The 21,487-nt window shown below is 60.1% G+C and carries 16 protein-coding genes; 13 read left to right on the forward strand and 3 right to left on the reverse strand.

The features are described from left to right. Positions 1-17 precede the first annotated feature (17 nt). Positions 18-1,040: a glucokinase gene (locus tag HDE80_RS11585; protein WP_184671445.1), complete on the reverse strand. Its 1,023-nt coding sequence runs from the start codon at positions 1,038-1,040 to the stop codon at positions 18-20. Positions 1,041-1,577: 537 nt separating this feature from the next. Here HDE80_RS11585 and HDE80_RS11590 point away from each other — a divergent pair. Beyond that, on the forward strand, positions 1,578-2,864 hold the full coding sequence (locus tag HDE80_RS11590; RefSeq protein ID WP_184670998.1) for a sugar MFS transporter: 1,287 nt from the start codon (positions 1,578-1,580) through the stop codon (positions 2,862-2,864). A gap of 139 nt (positions 2,865-3,003) precedes the next feature. Continuing rightward, the gene (locus tag HDE80_RS11595; protein WP_184671000.1) at positions 3,004-4,053 is read left to right on the forward strand and encodes a LacI family DNA-binding transcriptional regulator; all 1,050 of its coding nucleotides are present in this window, start codon (positions 3,004-3,006) and stop codon (positions 4,051-4,053) included. Between the two features lie 21 nt (positions 4,054-4,074). Here the strand turns inward: HDE80_RS11595 and HDE80_RS11600 are convergent, their stop codons facing one another. After that, positions 4,075-5,679 (reverse strand): peptidase S10, encoded by a 1,605-nt coding sequence (locus tag HDE80_RS11600; protein WP_184671002.1) that lies wholly within the window; start codon positions 5,677-5,679, stop codon positions 4,075-4,077. A gap of 303 nt (positions 5,680-5,982) precedes the next feature. Further along, positions 5,983-6,798 carry a helix-turn-helix transcriptional regulator gene (locus HDE80_RS11605; RefSeq protein ID WP_184671004.1) on the reverse strand — a complete coding sequence of 272 codons (816 nt, stop codon included), beginning with the start codon at positions 6,796-6,798 and terminating at the stop codon, positions 5,983-5,985. A gap of 219 nt (positions 6,799-7,017) precedes the next feature. On the opposite strand from HDE80_RS11605, the gene HDE80_RS11610 reads away from it, so the two are divergent. From HDE80_RS11610 to HDE80_RS11665, 11 genes are all read left to right on the forward strand, one after another. After that, on the forward strand, positions 7,018-7,284 hold the full coding sequence (locus HDE80_RS11610) for a hypothetical protein (RefSeq protein ID WP_184600121.1): 267 nt from the start codon (positions 7,018-7,020) through the stop codon (positions 7,282-7,284). 78 nt (positions 7,285-7,362) lie between these two features. Continuing rightward, positions 7,363-7,848: a MarR family transcriptional regulator gene (locus tag HDE80_RS11615; RefSeq protein WP_184671006.1), complete on the forward strand. Its 486-nt coding sequence runs from the start codon at positions 7,363-7,365 to the stop codon at positions 7,846-7,848. A gap of 24 nt (positions 7,849-7,872) precedes the next feature. Further along, positions 7,873-9,381 carry an efflux transporter outer membrane subunit gene (locus HDE80_RS11620; protein ID WP_184671008.1) on the forward strand — a complete coding sequence of 503 codons (1,509 nt, stop codon included), beginning with the start codon at positions 7,873-7,875 and terminating at the stop codon, positions 9,379-9,381. A gap of 9 nt (positions 9,382-9,390) precedes the next feature. After that, positions 9,391-10,662 (forward strand): HlyD family efflux transporter periplasmic adaptor subunit, encoded by a 1,272-nt coding sequence (locus HDE80_RS11625; RefSeq protein WP_184671010.1) that lies wholly within the window; start codon positions 9,391-9,393, stop codon positions 10,660-10,662. 133 nt (positions 10,663-10,795) lie between these two features. Beyond that, a complete protein-coding gene (locus HDE80_RS11630; protein ID WP_184671012.1) occupies positions 10,796-12,322 on the forward strand; it encodes a DHA2 family efflux MFS transporter permease subunit in 1,527 nt (508 codons plus the stop codon). A 159-nt stretch (positions 12,323-12,481) separates the two neighbouring features. After that, positions 12,482-13,003 carry an acyloxyacyl hydrolase gene (locus HDE80_RS11635; RefSeq protein ID WP_184671014.1) on the forward strand — a complete coding sequence of 174 codons (522 nt, stop codon included), beginning with the start codon at positions 12,482-12,484 and terminating at the stop codon, positions 13,001-13,003. Between the two features lie 191 nt (positions 13,004-13,194). Beyond that, the gene (locus HDE80_RS11640) at positions 13,195-14,643 is read left to right on the forward strand and encodes an MATE family efflux transporter (RefSeq protein WP_184671016.1); all 1,449 of its coding nucleotides are present in this window, start codon (positions 13,195-13,197) and stop codon (positions 14,641-14,643) included. A 218-nt stretch (positions 14,644-14,861) separates the two neighbouring features. Next, the gene (locus HDE80_RS11645; RefSeq protein ID WP_184671018.1) at positions 14,862-16,517 is read left to right on the forward strand and encodes a multicopper oxidase domain-containing protein; all 1,656 of its coding nucleotides are present in this window, start codon (positions 14,862-14,864) and stop codon (positions 16,515-16,517) included. A 208-nt stretch (positions 16,518-16,725) separates the two neighbouring features. Beyond that, on the forward strand, positions 16,726-18,771 hold the full coding sequence (locus HDE80_RS11650; protein WP_184671020.1) for an alkaline phosphatase family protein: 2,046 nt from the start codon (positions 16,726-16,728) through the stop codon (positions 18,769-18,771). Positions 18,772-18,870: 99 nt separating this feature from the next. Beyond that, positions 18,871-19,350, forward strand: a complete 480-nt coding sequence (locus HDE80_RS11655) for a DUF3617 family protein (RefSeq protein WP_184671022.1) — start codon at positions 18,871-18,873, stop codon at positions 19,348-19,350. A 1,364-nt stretch (positions 19,351-20,714) separates the two neighbouring features. Further along, positions 20,715-21,233: a hypothetical protein gene (locus tag HDE80_RS11665; protein WP_184671026.1), complete on the forward strand. Its 519-nt coding sequence runs from the start codon at positions 20,715-20,717 to the stop codon at positions 21,231-21,233. The last annotated feature ends 254 nt before the right edge of the window (positions 21,234-21,487 follow it).

Genomic DNA, 21,487 nt, shown 5'->3' on the forward strand with positions numbered 1-21,487 from the left:
TCGGGTGCACTCACTCTTCATGTCGCCTCCTCTTCATGCACCGTGTCCAGAAACCAGCCTGCGGCGCCAATGACACCAAGCTGGCCGTGCTCGATCAGTCGTACTGGAACCTGTTGCAGAAAGGCACGCATCACGCCCTTGTTGAAGTAGCGTTCGGCAAAGGTGCTGGTCTGCAGAAAAAACTGGATCTGCGGCAGAATGCCGCCAGCCAGATACACGCCACTGGCGCGATACAGCAGCACCAGGTCGCCAACGAAGCTGCCGAGCAGCCCGCAGAAAACATTGAGCGACTCCAGTGCGGCGGCGTCCGTGCCAGCCAGGGCCGCGCCGGTGATCTGTGCTGGCGTGTGCAGGCTGGCTTCGCCGCCGCGCAATTCGCACAGCACGCGATAGAGCCTCTGCAGACCGGGACCGGACAGTACGTCTTCATACGCCACGTATGGACGGTCGCGGCGCAAGACGCGCAGGATTTCGATCTCGCGTTCGGTGCCGGGCGCCAGCGCCACCAGCCCCGCTTCAGTCGGCAGCACCCGCGCCCGCGGCTGGCCTGGCAATAACACCGCGGAACCGAGCCCTGTGCCTGGCCCCATCACCAGCATCGGTCCGGTCGATATCGGCTGCGCGGTTTCGATGATCGGTCGCGTCTCGGATGCGTCGATGAATTGGGTGGCGTAGGCCACCGCCTCGAAATCGTTGATCACTTCCAGCTTGTCGATGCCCAGGCCTTCGCGAATCGGAGCGATCGGCACAGGCCAGGGCAGATTTTCGTTGATGATGACGCCGTCGAGCACATAGCCGGCGCAAGCCAGAGCACAGCGATCGATATGTCTGGCTGCGGCAGCGTGCGGCGTGCCGGCCAGCTGCACCACAAAATCCTGCAGCATCGCGCCTAGGCTGGACCATTCGACGCAGCTGTAGCGGTGGTAATGCAACACGTTGACCGGCGTTTTACTGTCCGTGCTGCGTGCCACCAGAGCGATGCGCGCATGCGTGCCGCCCACATCGGCGGCGAGGAACGGTCGATTCAACGCTTCGACGATTTGGCTTGACTCGCCAGACACCGGCGTACCAGGCAGCGTTGCTGCCTGCGGCTCCGATGCATGACGCTGATTGGCGACTTCCCCCACTCCGTTCTCCCGACAACGGTATGGCCTCGACCGGACAACGGTGGATCACCGCTGGCCTGTTGCGGGCCTGATTTGACGGAGTCTGAGATTAAAATGACAACGTTGTCAACTTTGCGATCAAATTTATTTTTCCGCGTTGCGTGGCACCGCAACATCCTTCCATGAACTATTGGCGAGATGACATGAGGAACGCCTTCAAATGGCCAGATATCAGGTTAAAAGAAGATAAATTTCGCCCGTATCGCTAACTGTCGCAGTGCCGCATAAGCTGGATCAGACGGCTTGGCAACCGTGAAGTCGTCAAACGAGCATGGCGCTTTTGTGCGACGCGAATTGACAACGATGCACTTTACGGCCAATAAAGAGACATTCGTGATGCCACCGCCAGTCGGCCGATGACGTCGTGAATGACCAGATCAACCAGATCGAAGCACCCGGGGAGAATCATCGATGGCAGCGACACTGACGGCGGCGCCAGCCGCACGCACGAATTTCGGACCGATGATGATTATCGGCATGCTGTTTTTCATCTTCGGTTTTGTCACCTGGCTCAACGGGCCGCTGATCACCTTCGTCAAACTCGCTTTTCAGACAAACGACTTCAATGCGTTTTTGGTGCCATCAGCGTTTTATCTGTCGTACTTTTTTCTGTCGCTGCCTGCCTCATTGGTGCTGCGCCGTACCGGCATGAAAAAAGGCATGGCGCTGGGACTGTTCGTAATGGCTATCGGTGCGCTTCTGTTCGGCCAGTTCGTCAGCATGCGTGTGTTCGCCGGCGCACTGACTGGACTGTTTGTCATCGGTGCCGGGCTGTCGCTGCTGCAAACCGCATCGAATCCGTACATCAGTATTCTCGGCCCGATCGACAGCGCGGCGCAGCGCATCGCATTCATGGGCATCTGCAACAAAGTGGCCGGCATCCTGGCGCCGATACTGATCGGCACCTTGGTGCTACACGGCATTGGCGATCTCGATCAGAAGGTGAAGGCGGCTGATCCTGTCACGCGCGAGCTGCTGCTCAACGAATTCGCCTCGCGAGTCCATGTGCCGTACATGGTGATCGCCGGCGTGCTGGTGCTGCTGGCGATCTGGATTGCGCGTTCCTCGCTGCCGGATATCGAGTCAGCCTCGGCCAACAGCACACCTGCACGTGTCGGCGATGCAACCGCATCGCGTGGCATCACGCATTTTCCGCATCTGTGGCTGGGTGTGCTGTGCCTGTTCGTGTATGTCGGCGTCGAAGTGATGGCCGGCGACGCGATCGGCACCTATGGCGCCGGCTTTAATCTGCCGCTGGATCAAACCAAGTTCTTCACCGCATTTACGCTGGGCGCGATGTTGCTGGGCTACGTCGCCGGCCTGCTGCTGATTCCGAAAATTGTTTCGCAGCAGCGCTATCTGGCAATCTCGGCGGTGCTTGGCGTGCTGTTTTCGATCGGTGCATTTCTAACCCACGGCTATCTGTCGGTTGGCTTTGTCGCATCGCTGGGTTTTGCCAACGCGATGATGTGGCCGGCGATCTTTCCGCTGGCGATCAAGGGACTGGGCGCGCTCACCGAACGTGGCTCGGCCTTGTTGATCATGGCGATTGCCGGTGGTGCAGTGATACCGCAGCTGTTCGTGCATCTGAAGGAGCATGTCGATTTCCAGCTAGCGTTTCTGCTGTTGATGGTGCCCTGCTATCTGTACATTCTGTTTTACGGACTCGCCGGTCATCGCGTTGGCCAGCAGCAGTAACCGGAATCCGGCCCGGCGGCTTCATTCGTGGTCGCCCTGGTCATGGCCATACGCTAGGATGCACGCAACGCCGCACGCCACGTGCGGTGTTGTCGGCGCGATGGCGCTGCCATCACAGTCGACGGATGAGGTTTAGCGGTTGCGCAGCTCCACTATCAAGGATGTCGCAGAAAAGGCAGGCGTCTCGCTGAAGACGGTGTCGCGCGTTATCAACAATGAGCCGTCGGTGCATGCGCGAACGCGCGCCAAGGTGCAGCGCGAGATCGACGCGCTTGGCTATCAGCCCGATCCATCCGCGCGCAGTTTGCGCAGTACGCGTGCATACGCGCTGGGCCTGGTTTACGACAACCCGAACGCACATTACATCATCAACATGCAGCTCGGCGTGCTGTCGGCGTGCCGCAGCGGCGGCTTCGGCCTGCAGATTCATCCCTGCGACTCGTCCTCACCGAAGCTGGCCGACGAACTGTGCGAGCTGGCACGTCGCTCGCGGCTAGCTGGCCTCGTATTGGCACCGCCGATGTCGGAACAACCGGAGTTGATTCGCACGCTGACGGAAGCCAAGATCCCTTTCATGCGGATCATTTCGGCGCGGCAGGATCCGCAGGACGGCTATCCCTGCGTCTACGTTGACGACCGCGATGCGGCCTATGCGATCACCGAACATCTGATCCAGCTCGGCCATCAACGCATCGGTTTTCTGTGGGGCGGGCGGGAGCACCGCTCGAGCCCCGAGCGTTACCAGGGTTACGAGGATGCGCTGAGGGATTACGGTATCGCGCTGGATCGCAAGCTGGTCCTGCCCGGCGATTTTACTTTCGACGATGGATTCCGTGGCGCGCGTAAATTGCTGGCGCTGAAGGATCGCCCCACCGCGATCTTCGGCTCCAACGACGAGATCGCTGCCGGCGTGCTGGCAGCGGCGCATTCGGACGGCATCAACGTGCCGTACGAATTGTCGATCGCCGGATTCGAGGACAGTCCGTTTTCCAAGCAGTCGTGGCCGGCACTGACCACCGCACGCCAGGCCACCGAAGAAATCGCCCGTCACGCGGCGAAGCGGTTGATCGACGACCTGCAGCGTGAAGCCAACGGCGAAGTGCTGAGCACAGTCAACGAAGGTTTCCGTCCCGAACTGGTGGTGCGCGGCTCAACCGCACCGCGCCACACCGTGCCGCCGAAACGCTGAACGCCCGGCGGCGAAGCTCAATCAGCGTTTGACGTTGTCGGTCTGCTCGATGAAGCGGGCGACGTTGTCGTGCAGCTCTTTCAGCGAGGCCTCGTGTGCGTAGACCATGTGTCCGGATGGATACCACGAATAGCTGATATTGCTCTCGAGGCTGGTCGGTATCGGCATGTGATGCATCTCATAGTCGGCGGCAAAAAACGGCGTGGCCAGATCGTAATAGCCGCCGTTCAGGTAGACCTTGAGATTGGGATTGGTCTTCATCGCCGTCGCCAGATCCGGCATCACGTTGGTCGACGACTGCAGTGCCTCGCCATCCACGCCTGGCGCCTTGTGCGAGAAATCCCAATGATCGACGTCCGCAAACTCGTGGTACTGCTGGCCATCGCCAAACTTCAGGTCACGGCGCACATAGTCGTTGAACGCGGCGATATAAGCTGAGCTGATCGCCGAGGACTGCGGATCGTATTCGGAATCCTTGCCCATCGGATCGAGTGACGGGCCGGAGAAACGACTGTCCAGCCGGCCGGTGGTGATGTCGTCGCCGGCCTGCAGTTCATGTTCGAACATGCCGCCGCTCACCCGCAGATTCGCCTTCAGCAGGTAGTCGACCGGCAGGCCGGTGTACTGGTGCAGCTTCTGCGCCACCGCCTGTTTCTGCGCGTCGCCCAGTCGCGAACCGGCCATCAATGCCTGTGTGTAGTCGCCCAGCGCGTACTGCTTCACTTCTTCGAGGAACGGTTCCAGCGCCACCGGCTGCTGCGGCAATTTGTGGTGATAGAACGCGGTGGCGGCGAACGTGGGCAATGCCAGTTCGTACGGCAGATCGATGCCCGGGTTGAACTGCGGGCCATCGATGCTGGTGTCGAAATTCAAAATCTGCGACAGCAGGATCACACCGTTGAGATCGACGCTGTTCTCGTTCTCCAGAATATTCGCCAGCACGGCCGAGCGCGTGGTGCCGTAGCTTTCGCCAAAAAGATATTTTGGCGAATTCCAGCGGCCGTACTTCGACAGAAACTGCGTAATGAACTGCGCGAACGCGTGGCCATCGCCGTCTACGCTGTAGATCGCCTTCTTGCGATCCTTCATCTGCTCGTCGCGCTTGGACTTGTCGTCGTCGGCGGCAATCAGGCGGCTGAAGCCGGCCCCTGGTGCGTCGATGAACACCACATCGGTGGCATCGAGCAGGCTGTAGTTATTGTTGACCAGGCCATAGGGCGCAGCCGCTGTATGGCTATCGTCGGCAGTCACCACGCGCTTGGGACCGAACGCCCCCATGTGCAGCCACACCGTGGCCGAACCCGGGCCGCCGTTATAGATGAAGGTGACCGGGCGCTTGCCCGGCTCCACGCCTTTCTTCATGTAGGCGACGTAGAACATGCTGACCTGCGGCTCGTTCTCCTTGTCGCCGCTGCCATGCAGCACCAGCGTGCCGGCGACCGCCTTGTAGCTGATGCTGTGACCTTCGACCGACACCGAGCCATCGGTGGTCGAGGACTGTGGCTCCAGCAGCGCGGCGTCCGGTTTTGCATCGGGCTTGTGCTGGTCATCCTTCTTGTCGGCAGCTACCGCGACGGCACTGATCAGCAGGGCGGCCAGCGCCGTCGCGAGGGGAAGTTTGCGCATGGAAAAAGTATCCTGGTGACGAAGGCGCCAGATGCGCCGGGAGGTTTTCAGCATAGGCATGGCCGCCGTACGCTTTCATCTCCCAGAAGTCACTGTCGTGCGATCAACTCCAGGCGATCATGCCGATCACCGCCAGCGCCATCAGCACACCGCCGAGGTTGACCTGGCTCAATCGTTCAAGAAAAAAGCACCCCGACCAGCGCACCCAAGGCCACTACGCCGATGTTGGTGCTGGCGAAAATCAGTGCCAGATGCTGCGGCAACGCTCGATGCGCGCGCAGAACGTACCACGCATGCGTTTGATCAGGCCGGCATGGGCCGGCGCGCGAAATAACGGGCCGGCGGCTGACCGAAGTTACGCCGGAACATCGCCACGAACGCGCTGACACTGACATAGCCCAGCGCGTCGGCGACCGCAGCCACGGGCGTACCTTCGGCCAGTTGCTCGAGTCCGCGACTGAGCCGCGCCTGCTGACGCCATTGGGCGAAGCTCAGCGCGGTTTCGGCGCGGAACAACCGGCTCAGGCTGCGCGCGGACAGACCGGCCCAGGCCGCCCAGTCGTCCAGGCCGCGGTTGTCATGCGGCTGTTCGAGTATGGCCTGCGCGATGCGTATCAGTCGGCGATCGAGCGGCATCGGCAGATAGAGCGATTCGTGCGGCGCGCGGCGCATTTCGTCCAGCAACACCGTCATCACGCGCTCCTGCTCATCGTTCAGCTGTTCATGCCACGCCCATGAACTGGCTCGACGGATCAGCGCACGGGTCAGCTCGCTGACGCCGATGACGCAGGGGCGATGGGGCAGGCCGTGGTCGATCGTCGGGCTGATGAATACGCCCCAGCCGCTCATCGCACCGCTGATGGTGACCGTGTGCTGCTCGCCCGGCGGCATCCAGCCGGCGCGATGCGGCGGCAGCAGCCAGGAACCATGCCGTGTATGCACCTGGACCAGACCGCTCTCGATGCAAAAGAACTGCCCGCGTAAATGCTGATGCCAGTCGTAGGTGCGCGTGCCTTCGCCATATTCGCTGGCAGCCTCGTCGTTGAACCAGTAAGCGATCAGGGCGGGACCATCGATGCGCTCGATGAGCTCGTGGGCCTGCTGCTTGGACATCGTCATGGCCGGTTCTCGATATAAGTTGACCAAATAACGTTATCAGATTGTTGCTGACTTGCCTAAGCTATCGGCTATCCAGTCATCGCGTGACTGGAATCCCGCCGCTGCCGCCGCTCGCGGTTTTTCGGCCGAATGAGGGCGCACCGAATGAGGGCGCCAAGCTCATGCACCTCTGACATCACTCCCTGTTGCAGTGCCCCGCCGCGTATTCAGGAGGCTCCCATGCCACCCATCAAATTGCATACCGTGAAATGCGAACCGACAGCATCGCCGTTGGAAACCTTTGTCGCCTGTGCGCACCAGATGCTCGATCCCGCGACCCCCGAGCACGTGCGTCGCGCCATGGAGCCGCGGCTGCTGGCACAGCTGCCGACCCTGCGGGCGCTGGGCGTGTTCGAATTGTTTGAGCTGCGCGATCCGGCCTTGCGTGCCTGGCTGGCTGACGAGCTGGCCGTTGGCCGCCTTTGGAATGGCCTGGAGCAGGTTTGAGCCGACTTTTGCTGGAGCAAAGATAAAGATAAATATATTTGCCTTGACAAATATATCGCTTGCAATAGAATGCATGGCATGAATCAGCATCCGCCCGCCTCACCCGCCGAGAAACCTCTCAACACGAAAGCTCCTGCAAACAGCCTGGGCTCACTGCTGGCGATGGTTCGCTCCGAACTGGTACGTGCCATCGAGGCGGAATTCGCCAGCCAGAATGTGGATTTGAGTTTTACGCAGTATTTGATCCTCAAGAAGTCACAGGAGCTCGGCACCGTGTCGGCAACCGAACTGGCCCGTGCGGTGGAGATCGATGGCGGCGCCATGACACGTCAGCTCGACCATCTCGAGCGCAAGGGCTATCTGCGCCGCACGCCGCATGCGCAGGATCGCCGCGCCCTTCGCATCGAACTGACGGAGGCCGGACATACCATATGGCGCGACCCCGCTTTCGCCTGCAGCAATCGCGCCATGGCAGCAGCGCAGCGTACGTTGAGCACCAGCGAGCAAGCGCAATTGCACGACTACCTGGAGCGTGTGCTGCACACGCTTCGCGACAAGAACTGACCTTTACTCTCTGGACTTTGACTCATGCGCCTGCATCTTCTCGCAGCAGCGACTGTATTAACCCTCGCACTGGCCGGTTGCGCCAACAGTGGCGGCCTGCATTCGGACGGCACGCTGACGGATCCGAACTCGCTCAAAACCGAGCAGAGCCTGGCCCGACTCAACGTCTCCCCAGCCGCGTGGCCGAACGAGGATTGGTGGACCGGGCTGGGTGATCCCCAGCTCAGCGCACTGATCGCCGAAGCGCTGCAAAGCAATCCCGACCTGGGCGTGGCCGATGCGCGGGCACGCGAGGCGCAGGCACAGGCCGGTATCGCCAACGCCGCGCGGCTGCCAAAGATCAATGCCAGCGGTAGCGTCGGCGACGCACGGCTGCCGGTCACCGCGCAGCCACTGGGTGACGGACACACCGCACCGTACAAATATGCCGATGTCAGCTTCAGCTGGAGCCTTGACCTGTGGGGCGGCAAGCGTGCCGCGTGGGAAGCCGCGCTCGGTCAGGCGCGTGCGTACGAGATCGAACGCCGCGCCGCCCGCATCGAGGTGTCGGCCAATGTCGCTCGCGCCTATGTGCAGCTTGGCTACGCGTACGCCGGGCAGGACGTGGCCAAGGCCGAACTGAGCCGTGCCGACAGCGCACGCACGCTGACGCGTCAGCGCGTGGCCGCCGGCATCGACAATCAGATCCAGCTCAGGCAGAGCGACTCCGAAGTCGCCAGCGCGAACGAACAGCTCGCCGTCGCCAATCATTCGATCGAAACAGCGCAGTCAATGCTGTCGGTGTTACTCGGCAAGGGTCCGGATCGTGGCTTGGCGATTACCCGGCCGCAAACGCTGAATCCTGCTGCCGTGGCGGTGCCGGACAACCTGCCGGTCGATCTGATCGGCCATCGCGCCGACCTGGTTGCCGCGCGCTGGCGCGTCGAAGCCGCCAGTAAAAACATCAAGGTGGCCAAGACGCAGTTTCTGCCCAATGTCAGCATCGGCGCCTATGCCGGGCTGGTGGTGCTGGGCGGCGGCAACCTGTTTGAAGCACCAGCGCGCTTCTTCAGCGTGGCGCCGTCAATCAGCCTGCCCATCTTCGACGGCGGCCGGCTGCGCGCCAATCTTGCCGGCAAGGACGCGCAGTACGACGAAGCCGTGGCGCAATACAACAAGATTCTGGTCGGTGCGGTCAACGATGTTGCGAACGACCTCTCGGGCCTGCGATCGCTACAAGCGCAGATCACCGCCCAGCAGCAAGCTGTGGATGCCGCCGACGGTGCATGGCAGCTGGCACAGCAACGCTACAAGGCCGGCATCGGCAGCTATCTGGAAGCACTCAGCGTGCGCCAGCAGCTGCTGTCTGCCCAGCAGGCGATGGCCGGCTTGCAGGCACAGCAAGTCGATCTTTCGGTGCAGTTGATCCAGGCGCTGGGCGGCGGTTTCCGTCCTGAAAGCCTGCCCGGTCACGACGATGCCAAATCGCAGGCCGCAGCGGCCGCTCCATCCGCATCCATTTCCACCCCTTCCCTTACATCTTCACGTTCCTGAGGCAGCACCATGTCCAGCCAACCATCCGATCAGAACAAATCTGATCCAAGCCGGCCTGATTCAAACGCGTCTGGTCAGGGCAAACCCGATCAGTCCACGCTCGCCGGCAAGCCGGCCGGCACCCAGGCCACCGAGCCACCGAAGAAGAATTCGCGCGGCCTGCTGCTGCGCATTCTCGTCATCGTGGTGGTGCTCGGCATCATCGGCTGGGCGCTCTGGTATTTCCTCGATGGCCGCTGGTACGAAGGTACCGACGACGCCTACGTCAACGGTAACGTGGTGCAGATCACGCCGCAGGTCGCTGGCACGGTAGTCAGCATCGGCGCCGATGACGGTGACCGCGTCCACGCAGGCCAGGTGCTCGTGCAGCTCGATCCGAGCGACGCCGATGTGATGGTCGCCGAAGCCAGTGCCGACCTTGCGAACACGGTGCGCAAGGTGCGCGGCCTGTACAGCAACGTCGATGGTGCCAAGGCCGATGTAGCGCAGCGTATGGTCGCCTTGCAGAAAGCCCAGGCCGACTACAACCGCCGTCGCGAGCTGGCCAAATCCGGTGCCATCTCGGCCGAGGAGTTGTCGCATGCACGCGATGCGCTGGACACCGCGCAAAGTGGCCTGACCTCCTCGCAGCAGCAGTACAAGACCAGCAACGTGCTGATCGACGATACCGTGGTCGCCTCGCACCCCGATGTGCAGGCCGCCGCCGCACGGCTGCGTTCGGCCTATCTCGACGATGTGCGCGCCACGCTGGTCGCTCCGGTGGACGGCTATGTGGCCAAACGCTCGGTGCAGGTCGGCCAGCGCGTTGCGCCGGGCACGGCGTTGATGGCGGTGGTGCCGCTGCATGGCGTATGGATCGATGCCAACTTCAAGGAGACCCAGCTGACCAAGATGCGTATCGGTCAGCCCGTGGAAGTCAAATCCGACGTCTACGGCGGCGCGGTGACCTACAAGGGCAAGGTCGAAAGCCTCGGCGTCGGCACCGGCAGCGCGTTCTCGCTGCTGCCCGCGCAGAACGCCACCGGCAACTGGATCAAGATCGTCCAGCGCATTCCGGTTCGTGTGTTCTTCGACGATCCGCAGCAGCTGGAGCAGCATCCGCTGCGCCTGGGCATGTCGGTGACCGTGGACGTGACTCTGCACGATCAGAGCGGCCCGACGTTGTCACAACATGCGCCGACCGAACCGGTGTTCAGCACCGACGTCTACAAGCAACAGCTGGCCAAGGCCGACCTGGAAATCACCAAGGTCATTCACGACAACATGGGCAGCAGCAAATGATGGCGCAGATCAACGCTTAAACAGATCAACGCTTAAACCGGAAACGGTTTGCGCGATCACACGGTGAATCGCGCAAACCCGATCTGCTCCTGCCTGAAGGCTGCGCGCCCGACATCCCCGACTGAAGATCCCCATGGCCGAACCATTCCGTCCACCCAACCTTGCACTGAGCACGATCGGCCTCTCGCTGGCCACGTTCATGCAAGTGCTGGACACCACGATTGCCAATGTGTCGCTGCCGACGATTGCCGGCAACCTCGGCGTGAGCAATGACCAGAGCACCTGGGTGATCACCTCGTTCGCGGTCAGCATGGCGATCTCGCTGCCGCTGACCGGCTTCCTCACGCGCCGCTTCGGCGAGGTGAAGCTGTTTGTCTGGAGCACCCTGCTGTTCGCATTGACCTCGTTTCTATGCGGCATCTCGCAAAGCATGGGCATGCTGATCGTGTTCCGTGCGATTCAGGGCGCGGTGGCCGGCCCGATGTATCCGATCACCCAAAGCATGCTGATCGGCATTTATCCGCCGGAAAAACGCGGCATGGCGCTGGCGCTGCTGGCGATGGTGACCGTGGTGGCACCGATCGCCGGTCCGATCCTGGGCGGCCTGATCACCGACAACTATTCGTGGCCGTGGATCTTCTTCATCAACGTGCCGATCGGCATCTTCGCCAGCATGGTCGTGGCCAACCAGATGAAGGGCCGCGTCGAGCAGACCCAGCGACCGAAGATCGACTATGTCGGCCTGATCACCCTGATCATCGGCGTGGGTGCGCTACAGATCGTGCTGGACAAGGGCAATGACGATGACTGGTTCAACTCGAACTTCATCATCCTCACCAGCATCGTGTCGGCCATTTCGCTGGCGGTGTTCGTGATCTGGGAACTCACCGACAAAGACCCGATTGTCGATCTCAAACTGTTCCGACACCGCAATTTCCGCTACGGCACGATATCGCTGATGTTTGCCTACGCCGCCTTCTTTGCGATCGGCCTGCTGATTCCGTTGTGGCTGCAGCGCAATCTCGGCTATACCGCCACCTGGGCCGGTTACGCCACTGCACCGCTGGGCGTGATACCGGTGTTGCTGACGTTCGCGGTCGGCAAGTACGCCACGCGATTCGACCTGCGCGTGCTGGCATCAGGCGCGTTTCTGGTGATGGGCTCGACCTGCTTTCTGCGCTCGGGTTTTTACCTCGACATCGACTTCTATCATGTCGCCATGGTGCAGTTGCTGCAAGGCTTGGGTGTTGCACTGTTCTTCATGCCGGTGCTGACTATCCTGCTATCGGATCTGAAGCAGAACGAGCTCGCTTCCGGCGCCGGTCTGGCCACGTTCCTGAGAACCTTGGGTGGCAGTTTTGCAGCCTCGCTCACCACGTTCCTTTGGGATCGCCGCGCCATCGTGCATCACGAGCAGCTGGCGGAAAGCATCACACCCTACAGCCCAACCGCACAGACGGCCATCTCGCAACTGGGTCGCGGCGATGCAACGGCCGGCAGCAGCGTGATCAACAACATGATTACCCAGCAGGGTTACCAGATTTCATTCAACGAAGTGTTCCACGTGCTGGGCTGGATTTTTATCGCGCTGATCGCGGTGATCTGGATGACCCGACCACCGTTTGCAGCAAAGGCCGGCGCAGCGTCGGGTGGTCATTGATATGGCGCACTTCAATCAACCTTTACGCATCGTTTCCGGCGCCCGCTTGAAATTCAAACAAGTCACCAGCAATTGAGCTAAGCCTAGATTCACCTTGAAGCGACGCGTCATCGAAAATCATCCATCAACTTTTATATATCGGAAGATAGGGATTCCCTCATGCGACTGCCCGCCAAATCACTGCGCGCTGCCTTAGCGCTAGCACTTCTAAGCCTGACCCTGCCGGCCGCGGCGACCACGTTCGAGGTCGAGGCCGGGCGCAGCTACTCCAACAGTCACGGCACGAATGCCGCTTTCGTCGAAGGCGTTTTCGATGCGCAACCAATCGGCAGCAGCCTGTTCAGTTGGGAACCCGATGTGTCGCTGGGCTGGCTCGACGGGCGTGACCTCTATGAACACCATATCGAAGGCAAAAACACCCGTGAGAATGCTTTCCTGGCCGGCGCCGGTGCGCGCTTTCAGTATGGACAGCAGGGTGATTGGTACCGGCATCTGTTTTTCAGCTTCCAGCCCACGTACAACACCGGTCGCACACCGGGGCTGAGTGGCCCTCTGGAGTTCGCAAGCACGTTCGGCTGGCAGGGAAAGCATTTCAGTCTGCAGTTACGACATATATCCAACGCAGGCCTTCACGAACCCAATCGCGGTGAAACCATGGCGCTGGCAGGCCTGAGTTTCTGACAGGCGCTGTATCGGTATGTCGATAACGAAATCCCCAGTCCATGCGCTGGGGATTTTCATTTCCAGCTATGGAAACGAGCCTTTCAGGACTTTCTGAGCGATGATGCGTCGTTTGCAAACAACAGCACCCATCAACTTGATGTAGCCATCATCGTCTGCGTTATCCAAATACCTCCTCCGGAAGTGTCCGCATGTCCTCACCCAGATCCCGGCAACCGCTGCTGACCGAAGGCCCGATCGCCCGCACGCTGCTGTTCTTTGCGCTGCCGATTCTGGGCAGCACCGTGCTGCAGTCCCTCAACGCATCCGTCAATGCCATGTGGATCGGGCATTACCTTGGCGAGGCCGCGCTTACGGCGGGCAGCAACTCGTCGCTGATCATCTTTCTGCTGCTGAGCATGGTGTTCGGCGTAAGCATGGCGAGCACCATCCTGGTGGGACAAAGCCTGGGCGCGCGCAATATCAACGAGGCCAAGCGCGTGGTCGGCACGGGTACCGGATTCTTCGTCGCGCTATCCATCCTGGTTTCTGTGGCCGGTTATCTGGGCACCGAATCGATCCTGCGCCTGCTCGGTACGCCGGCGGATGCCCTGCCGTTTGCGATTGCCTATCTGCATGTGATTTTCATCGCGATGCCACCGATGTACTTCCTCAACTTTCTGATGATGACACTGCGCGGTGCCGGTGATTCGAAGACGCCGCTGATCTTCATGGGATTGGCGGTGGTGCTGGACATCGTGCTCAACCCGCTGCTGATTTTCGGTGTGGGCCCGCTGCCGAAGATGGGCATAGCCGGCTCGGCCACGGCCACCCTGATCGCGCAGATCATCGCGCTGGCCGCGCTCATCACGACGCTGTACCGGCGCAAGCATTTCCTGCGGCTGACGGGCGCAGAGCTGAGCTATCTGAAACCGGACCCGGCATTGCTGCGTGCGCTGGTGTTCAAGGGTCTGCCGATGGGCCTGCAGATGATCGTGATATCGAGCTCCGCGATCCTGATGATGCGGCTGGTGAACGCTTATGGCTCGCACACCGTGGCAGCCTACGGTGCTGCAAGCCAGCTGTGGACCTACGTCCAGATGCCAGCGATGGCGATCGGTGCGGCGGTGTCGTCCATGTCCGCACAGAATGTTGGCGCGCAGCTGTGGGATCGGGTCAGTCGTATCGCGCGTGCGGGGCTGCTTTACAACTTTCTGCTGGGCGGCACACTGATCGGCATCATCTACCTGTTCAACCGCGCGGCGCTGGGACTGTTTCTTCCGAACGATGGCGAGGCGATCCGCCTGGCAATGCACCTGAACATCATCGCCGTATGGTCGTTCCTGTTCTTCGGCGCCACGTTCGTATTGTTTGGCGTGGTGCGCTCAACCGGCGCAGTGTGGCCGCCATTGGTCATGCTGCTGATTTCGATGTGGTTGATCCGTCCACCGTTCGCGCTGCTGCTGCAATCTCGACTGGGTGCAGATTCGATCTGGTGGAGTTTCCCGCTGGGTTCGCTGGTAGCGATGCTGCTGGCGATGAGTTATTACCGCTGGGGTGGCTGGCGTCGCGCGCACATGCTTGAACCCACGGCGGCCGAACAGGCACCGAGCACAGGCCAGGGCGTACCGGCCAGCTCGGTGATGCAGGCGATAGACTGAGACGTTTCTACTGACGAAAGTTCTTCCGTTCATGTACCGGCAGGCAGCAAATCAAATCGAGCGGTCGCAATAAAAAGCTGCCACACAACTGTCATCCAGCCTGCCTAGAGTGTTTGCATGACTCGCGCACTTCCGTTCGGTGAATTGACCGTTTTCCTTTTTTTCGCCGCTGGGCTCGCTATTTCAAATAGCCGTCCAACTCAAGAGCCGCCCTCTCCGTGACGCTGTCGCGGCGTCAGTTCCTGTGTGGTGCCGGCGGCCTCATCGGCGCCTATGCATTGAACGATGCGCTGCGGTTGGCTTCGGCAGCCGAAGCACCGGCGATGGCCATGCCGATGAAGCCGGCCGGCATGGCCATGCCGACGCTGGCGGCGCCCAATGTTCCGCTGCTCAACCCCACTTCGCTAGCCAAATTCGTCGATGCGCTGCCGGTGCCGTCGATAGCGCGCGCCGCGGGGCAGCGCGTTCACCCCGCGTATCCGAACCGCAGCCTGCCGTATTACCGTATGGAAATGCAGGCCTTCCGCGCGAAACTGCACCGCGACCTGCCCCCCACACCGATGTGGGGTTACAACGGTAGCTCGCCCGGCCCGACCATTGAGACAAGACGCGGCGAGCCGCTGCTGATCGAATGGGCGAATGCGCTACCCACAAAACATTTTCTGCCGATCGATCACACCATCCACGGTGCAGAGAAAGACAAACCGCTGGTACGTGCCGTGACGCACGTGCATGGTGCGCGCGTGCCAGCTGGCAGCGATGGCTGGCCTGAGGACTGGTACATACCGGGCAAATCCGTGCAGTACCACTACCCGAGCGTGCAGGATGCGGCGACGCTGTGGTACCACGATCACGCGATGGGCATTACTCGGCTCAACATCTACGCCGGGCTTTTCGGTGCATTCAACGTGCACGATGGCGACGAACAGACGCTCAACCTGCCCTCCGGTGATTACGACCTTCCGCTGATCCTGTGCGATCGGCTGATCGCAAAAGATGGCCAGCTTTATTACCCGGTGTCCGACGACCCTTCCGCACCGTGGGTATCCGAGTGTCACGGCAACGCTGTGTTGTGCAACGGCAAGCTGTATCCGTACTTCGAGGTTGAACCGCGGCGCTATCGACTGCGCCTGATCAATGTCGCCAACACCAGTTTCTTCGATCTGTCGCTATCGCACGGCCACGCCTTTCAGCAGATCGCCAGCGATCAGGGGCTGCTGAGCGCGCCACTGGAACGCTCTCGCATCGAGCTGTATCCAGCCGAACGCGCGGAAGTGATCGTGGATTTTTCCGGAATGGATGGCCAGTCGCTGCAGCTGCGCCAGCAATCCGAGGGCATTCTGGAATTCCGCGTGCGCGACCGTGGGAATAAAGATACCTCCGTGCTGCCAGCCGTGCTGCGCCCCGTCGCACGCATCGACCCCGCCAGCGCCATACGTGATCGCCAGCTCGCACTGGGCGAGCAGGACGATGCGAGCGGCAATGCCATGACGATGTTGCTCGACGGCAAGATGTGGTCCGATCCAATCAGCGAAAAACCACGGCAGCACACGACGGAGACCTGGAGCTTCGTCAACATCACCGGTGACGCGCATCCGATTCATCTACATCTGGTGCGCTTCCAGATCATCGATCGCCGTCCGTTCGACCTGTTCGCCTGGAACGCGCATCGCATCGTCAAATACACCGGGGCCGCCGAGGCGCCGCCGCCACACGAAGCCGGTTGGAAAGATACCGTGCGTACCGATCCCGGCATGGTCACACGCATCGCGATGCGCTTCGATGGCGAGCCTGGCCGCTACGTATGGCATTGCCATTTCCTCGAGCACGAGGACAACGAAATGATGCGTCCATATGAGCTTTTGCCAGCCTGACTTGCGCGTGTTTCTGCGGACTTGCGCACAGGTTTTTACGCTGTCGCCGCACTGTCATCTAAAGCTTGTTGGCTGTCGCACAAGCGCCAACGGAACGTCATCTTGGCGGCACAGACTCCCGCCGACCGTTGTGCCCGCAATGCCGACGGTTACGAATCAGGGGGAACCATTCGATTGCAGCTCAGTTGCAACTGCAGGAGACAAAGTCATGCGTATACCGATTAGCCGCAAACACTACAAACCGCTCTTGCTCGGCCTGTTAACCGTTGCCATTGCCGGCGTGGTCAGCGCGCAGAGCACCACACCACCGGACAAGGACGCCGCGTTCCGTCAGGATGTGCCAGCCGCCGCTTCCAAGCATCAGGCGGGTCTGCCCGGTGGCATCGTCACGCTGCACCGTCCGGGCCAGGGTGGTGATCGCAGCGGGTACACCCGCACGCCGATCAAGCATGTGATCCTGTTGATCGGTGAAAACCGCACCTTCGACCACGTGTTCGCGACCTATACGCCACCCAAGGGTCAAAGCATCAACAACCTGCTGTCCGAAGGCATCGTCAATGCCGATGGCACGCCCGGCCCCAACGTCGCCAAAGCACAGCAGTGGCAGGCCTCGCAGACCGGCACTTACTCCAACAACCCGACACACACCACACCGTTTACGGCACTGCCATCCATGAACACCGGCGGTGCACCGACGCAGGCGCCGTTCTCGTCCGCCGCGCAGGCGCAGTCGATCGAACCCGCATTGCCAACGGACAGCTATGCCGAACTCGCTGAAGGCGGCACGGGCCTGCCCAACGATGTGGTCGACACGCGCTTCCCCACCCAGCTGGCCAATGCACCGGTCGACATGCATGCGTCGCTCAGCTACAACGACTACGCCAACAGCCCGGTCCATCGCTTCTTCCAGATGTGGCAGCAGCTCGACTGCAGCACGGCGACCGCCACGGCGAAAAACCCCAGTGGCTGCCGCGCCGATCTCTTCCCGTGGGTGGAGACGACCATGGGTGCAGGCAACAACGGCGTAACGCAGCCGGCCAACTTCACCAACGAGAGCACCGGCGAAGGCTCCACCGCGATGCAGTTCCTCAACGTGGCGAAGGGTGATGCGCCGTACTTTGCCGAACTGGCCCGTACCTATACCTTGAGCGACAACTTTCACCAGTCCGTGATGGGCGGTACCGGCGCGAATCACATCATGCTCGGTTTCGGCAATCCGATCTTCTATGCCGATGCCAACGGCAACCCGATCGTGCCACCGACCAACCAGATAGAGAATCCGAACTCGCAGTCCGGCACCAACAACTGGTGGGTGCAGGACGGTTACGGTGGCGGTTCCTACGTCAACTGCGCGGACGACACGCAGCCCGGCGTAGCTTCGGTGAAGGGCTATCTGAAGTCGCTACCGTACCGCACCTTCCGCGGCACGGATTGCAAGCCGGGTGCGTATTACCTGGTCAACAACTACAACCCGGGCTACATGGGTGACGGCACACCGGCTCCGCTGGGCAGCACGCAGTTCACCATTCCGCCGACCAAGCAGGACAACATCGCCTTGCTGCTGAGCAAGCACAACGTGAGCTGGAAGTACTACGGCGAAGGCTGGGGCGATGGCAAGGAGAACGGTGAGGCAGGTACCTTCTGCAACATCTGCGACCCGTTCCTCTACTCCACCCAGGTCATGACCAACCCGACCCTGCGCGCGAACAATCAGGATATCAACGACCTCTACAACGATATCCAGAACGATACGCTTCCCGCAGTATCCATCGCCAAACCGGATGGCATTCTGGACGGCCATCCGGCATCGTCCAAACTCGAACTCTTCGAAGGCTATGTGCAGAAGATCGTCGAGATGGCGAAGGCGAACCCGAAGGTTTGGGATGACACCGTGATCATGGTGACCATGGACGAAGGTGGCGGCTTCTACGACTCCGGTTACGTGCAGCCGATCGACTTCTTCGGTGACGGCACGCGCATCCCGCTGCTGGTGATCTCGAAGTACTCCGAAGGCGGCCGCGTGGTGCACACGTACTACGACCATGTCTCGTTCGACAAATTCGTCGAAGCCAACTGGGGTCTGTATGACACCATCTCGCCACGCAGTCGCGACAACCTGCCGAACCCAATCGCAAGATTCAGCAACCCGTATGTGCCGCTCAACGCGCCGGCCATCGGCAATCTGATGGACATGTTCGACTTCCGGCGCGGTGGTTGGGCGACGGCAGCGGTCCAGGACGGCACGCAAAACTGATGACGTAAGGTGCACTCCTGCTAACGCGGGAGTACACATAAAGGCCCCGGGCAGCTGCCCGGGGCCTGCTTTGTTTTTGTTAGCGGAGATCGATTCATCATGCATCTGCCCATTCAAAAGACGCGACGCGCAGGTCACCGGCCCAACGTCCGTCGCCGCTTTATCGTGTTTCTATTCCTCGCTGCTGCGCTAGGTAGCACCGCGACACTCGCCGATCCCGGCGACTTCCAGGCGATGCCCGGCTTGTGGAAGGTCATCACAAGCATCGTCAATCACGGCCAGGCCGGTCAGCCAACAACCACTTGGCACTGCGTGGATGAAGGCGCCGATCCCTGGGTCGAATTTGCCAACATCGATGTACCGAACCAGACGAAGTGCTTGCGCGGCGATCAGCATCGCCGCAGCACCGCGCTGGACTGGTCATTGAGTTGTCCGGGCGCGACGTCAGCCACCGGCAAAGGACGCGTTGATTTCGATTCGCCGGAGCACTACACCGCGAGCATCACGATGAAGGATCAGGGTGAGGTGGTTCGTGTTGAAGGGAAGCGCTATGCGGCGTGTACCAGTCCCAGTGATTGAATTTTGTTTTCGGTGATTCTGCTCGAAGCATCACGTTATCCCCTCTCCCCAGGCCTTATTGGCGAGAGGACTAGGGTGAGGGGCGCTCTGGATTTTCGCTTTGATGTGTTTTCAGAAGCAGAGCTTTCGCCCTCCTTCGGAGCGCGAGTTACTTTCTCTTGCGTGGCCAAGAGAAGAGTAACCACTGCGCCGCAGGAGCGGCGCGAACAGCGAAGCTGGCCCGAAGGGCGAAGGGCAGGATGCCCGGAGTAAAGAGAAGGCCACCCCACTTGGCGCACAGGGGAGTTCGAAAAGCAGCGCATGCTTCGCCCTTGCTTCACGGCACCCAAGTCCAGCCGATGGGCATCCTTCCTAGCATCCGATATCACCGCACTTTTTGACGAATAGGACATAGCCACTCAATTCGTGCGATATGCAAAATTATGATCCGGTGACATCCGAGTGAATGCATCATTCGGTTGCCTTACCTCATTTGGGTTTTCACATCTTGACGAAATACTCGCCGAGACTGAGCATCCATTGCATATGCCTCAATCCGAGGCCTAGGTGTAAGAGCATGGGGCAATACACATACTTGGTCGTAGCCATGAGCATAAGTGCCTTGCTACTAGCCCTTATCTATCTGAGTCGATCGCGCTATCCAACGAAGTCTGGGCGGTCTCGCTCCTGGGTCTCCTACTTGTTCCTGTGGGAGCTGATACTTGACGGCGACGCATCCAAGCAAAAGGGGCGTTTTCTTACAACCCGCGAATGGTTTGGTTGGGCTGTTGTTGCGTTCATCATTTTTTGCGGCATTCTTTTTACTGGGCAACGGTAAGTAACATGCCTAGCAACTCATTCAAGGCGGAAGGCTTCGCCTCCGCTTAACTCCAGCGTCGAGCTATTTCTCTATGTTGTTTTCCTGAGCTACATATGATGCCGACGAGCTCCCCGCCGAATTGGAGGATGGGGTCTTCCTGTACTGCCAGTTCAGCGCTCTAGACGTCGAAGGCGCGATCTTCGATGGAGCTTTGCTGGGCTGCCACTTCAAGCGGTCAAGTTTCTATTTGAGTCTGTTCAATGTCGCCACTTTTGTTCGCGTAAAATTTGAAGATTGCAGCTTCAACGGCACCAGCTTCATGGGTTGTGTCCTTACCGAGTGCGAGTTCATTCGATGTCACTTCGGCGAAGACAACATAGGTGGCGTTTGTCGATTCGATGACAGTCGCTGGTATGCGTGTACACAGTCAGAGTGCCTGGGGTTAAACGTTGAATCAGTCATCGCCACCTGACTATTTGCTCAAGCGGATCGTATGGAAAGAACTCTCTGGCACAATAATTCAGCACCGCCCGAACGACCGCTTAGCTTGGGTATTAATAATTAAATGAACCAGACCGAAGCATCTCGCCTCGCAAAAAAGGCTTTAGCGCTATGGGGAGAGAGTCAAGCTGAACTGGCTATACCCATATATCGGGAAGCAATTGAACTAGCCGATCCTGCGCATTACATGACGCCTATCTACCACGGGGAATTTGCAGGCGCCCTGTCGAGCCGTGGACTCTTCAATGAAGCTCGAGAGCATTACCAACGAGCTGTGTCGTTGGAGCTAGAACAAGGTAGCGACGACTTCAACCCAGCTGTTGTTGTCGCGAGATATTTTCTGGCCGAAAACTTTCTGCAACAAGGCAATGCCTCTGCAGCACTTGAAACTATCGTGCCATCACTCCGGGAAGGCGCACGTCAAGAATGGTTGTTGCGCTACGTGAAAGCATTAGCGCTTCACGCTCTTGGAGATCAGGAAGCCGCGCGTCATGAAGCCAACTTGGCACTGAAATGCGCGCCTTCCGAAACGAAGCGGCACGAGCTGTTGGAATTGTTCAATGAAAAGATTGGCTTCAGTTGAAACCTAGCTAATCGAGCATTGAAATCGAGGCTACAAAGGGCACAAGAGGCGATCCATTTGGAGCACTCCGCGGCTCAATTTCATTGTCGGGAAAGCCGCTCTGCTTTTCTCACTCCCCCTGTGCGGCGGTGAGATGAGGTCGACAGGCCCGCAGGGGAATCGACAGGACGTCGATTCCTTTTCGCCAGGACAGGAGTCCTGTCGAAAAGCCCGGCTTTATGCCCACTGGGGTACTCGGCTCACGGACTTGGCGG

The organism is Rhodanobacter sp. A1T4 (genome assembly GCF_014207185.1).
Classification (GTDB): Bacteria; Pseudomonadota; Gammaproteobacteria; order Xanthomonadales; family Rhodanobacteraceae; genus Rhodanobacter.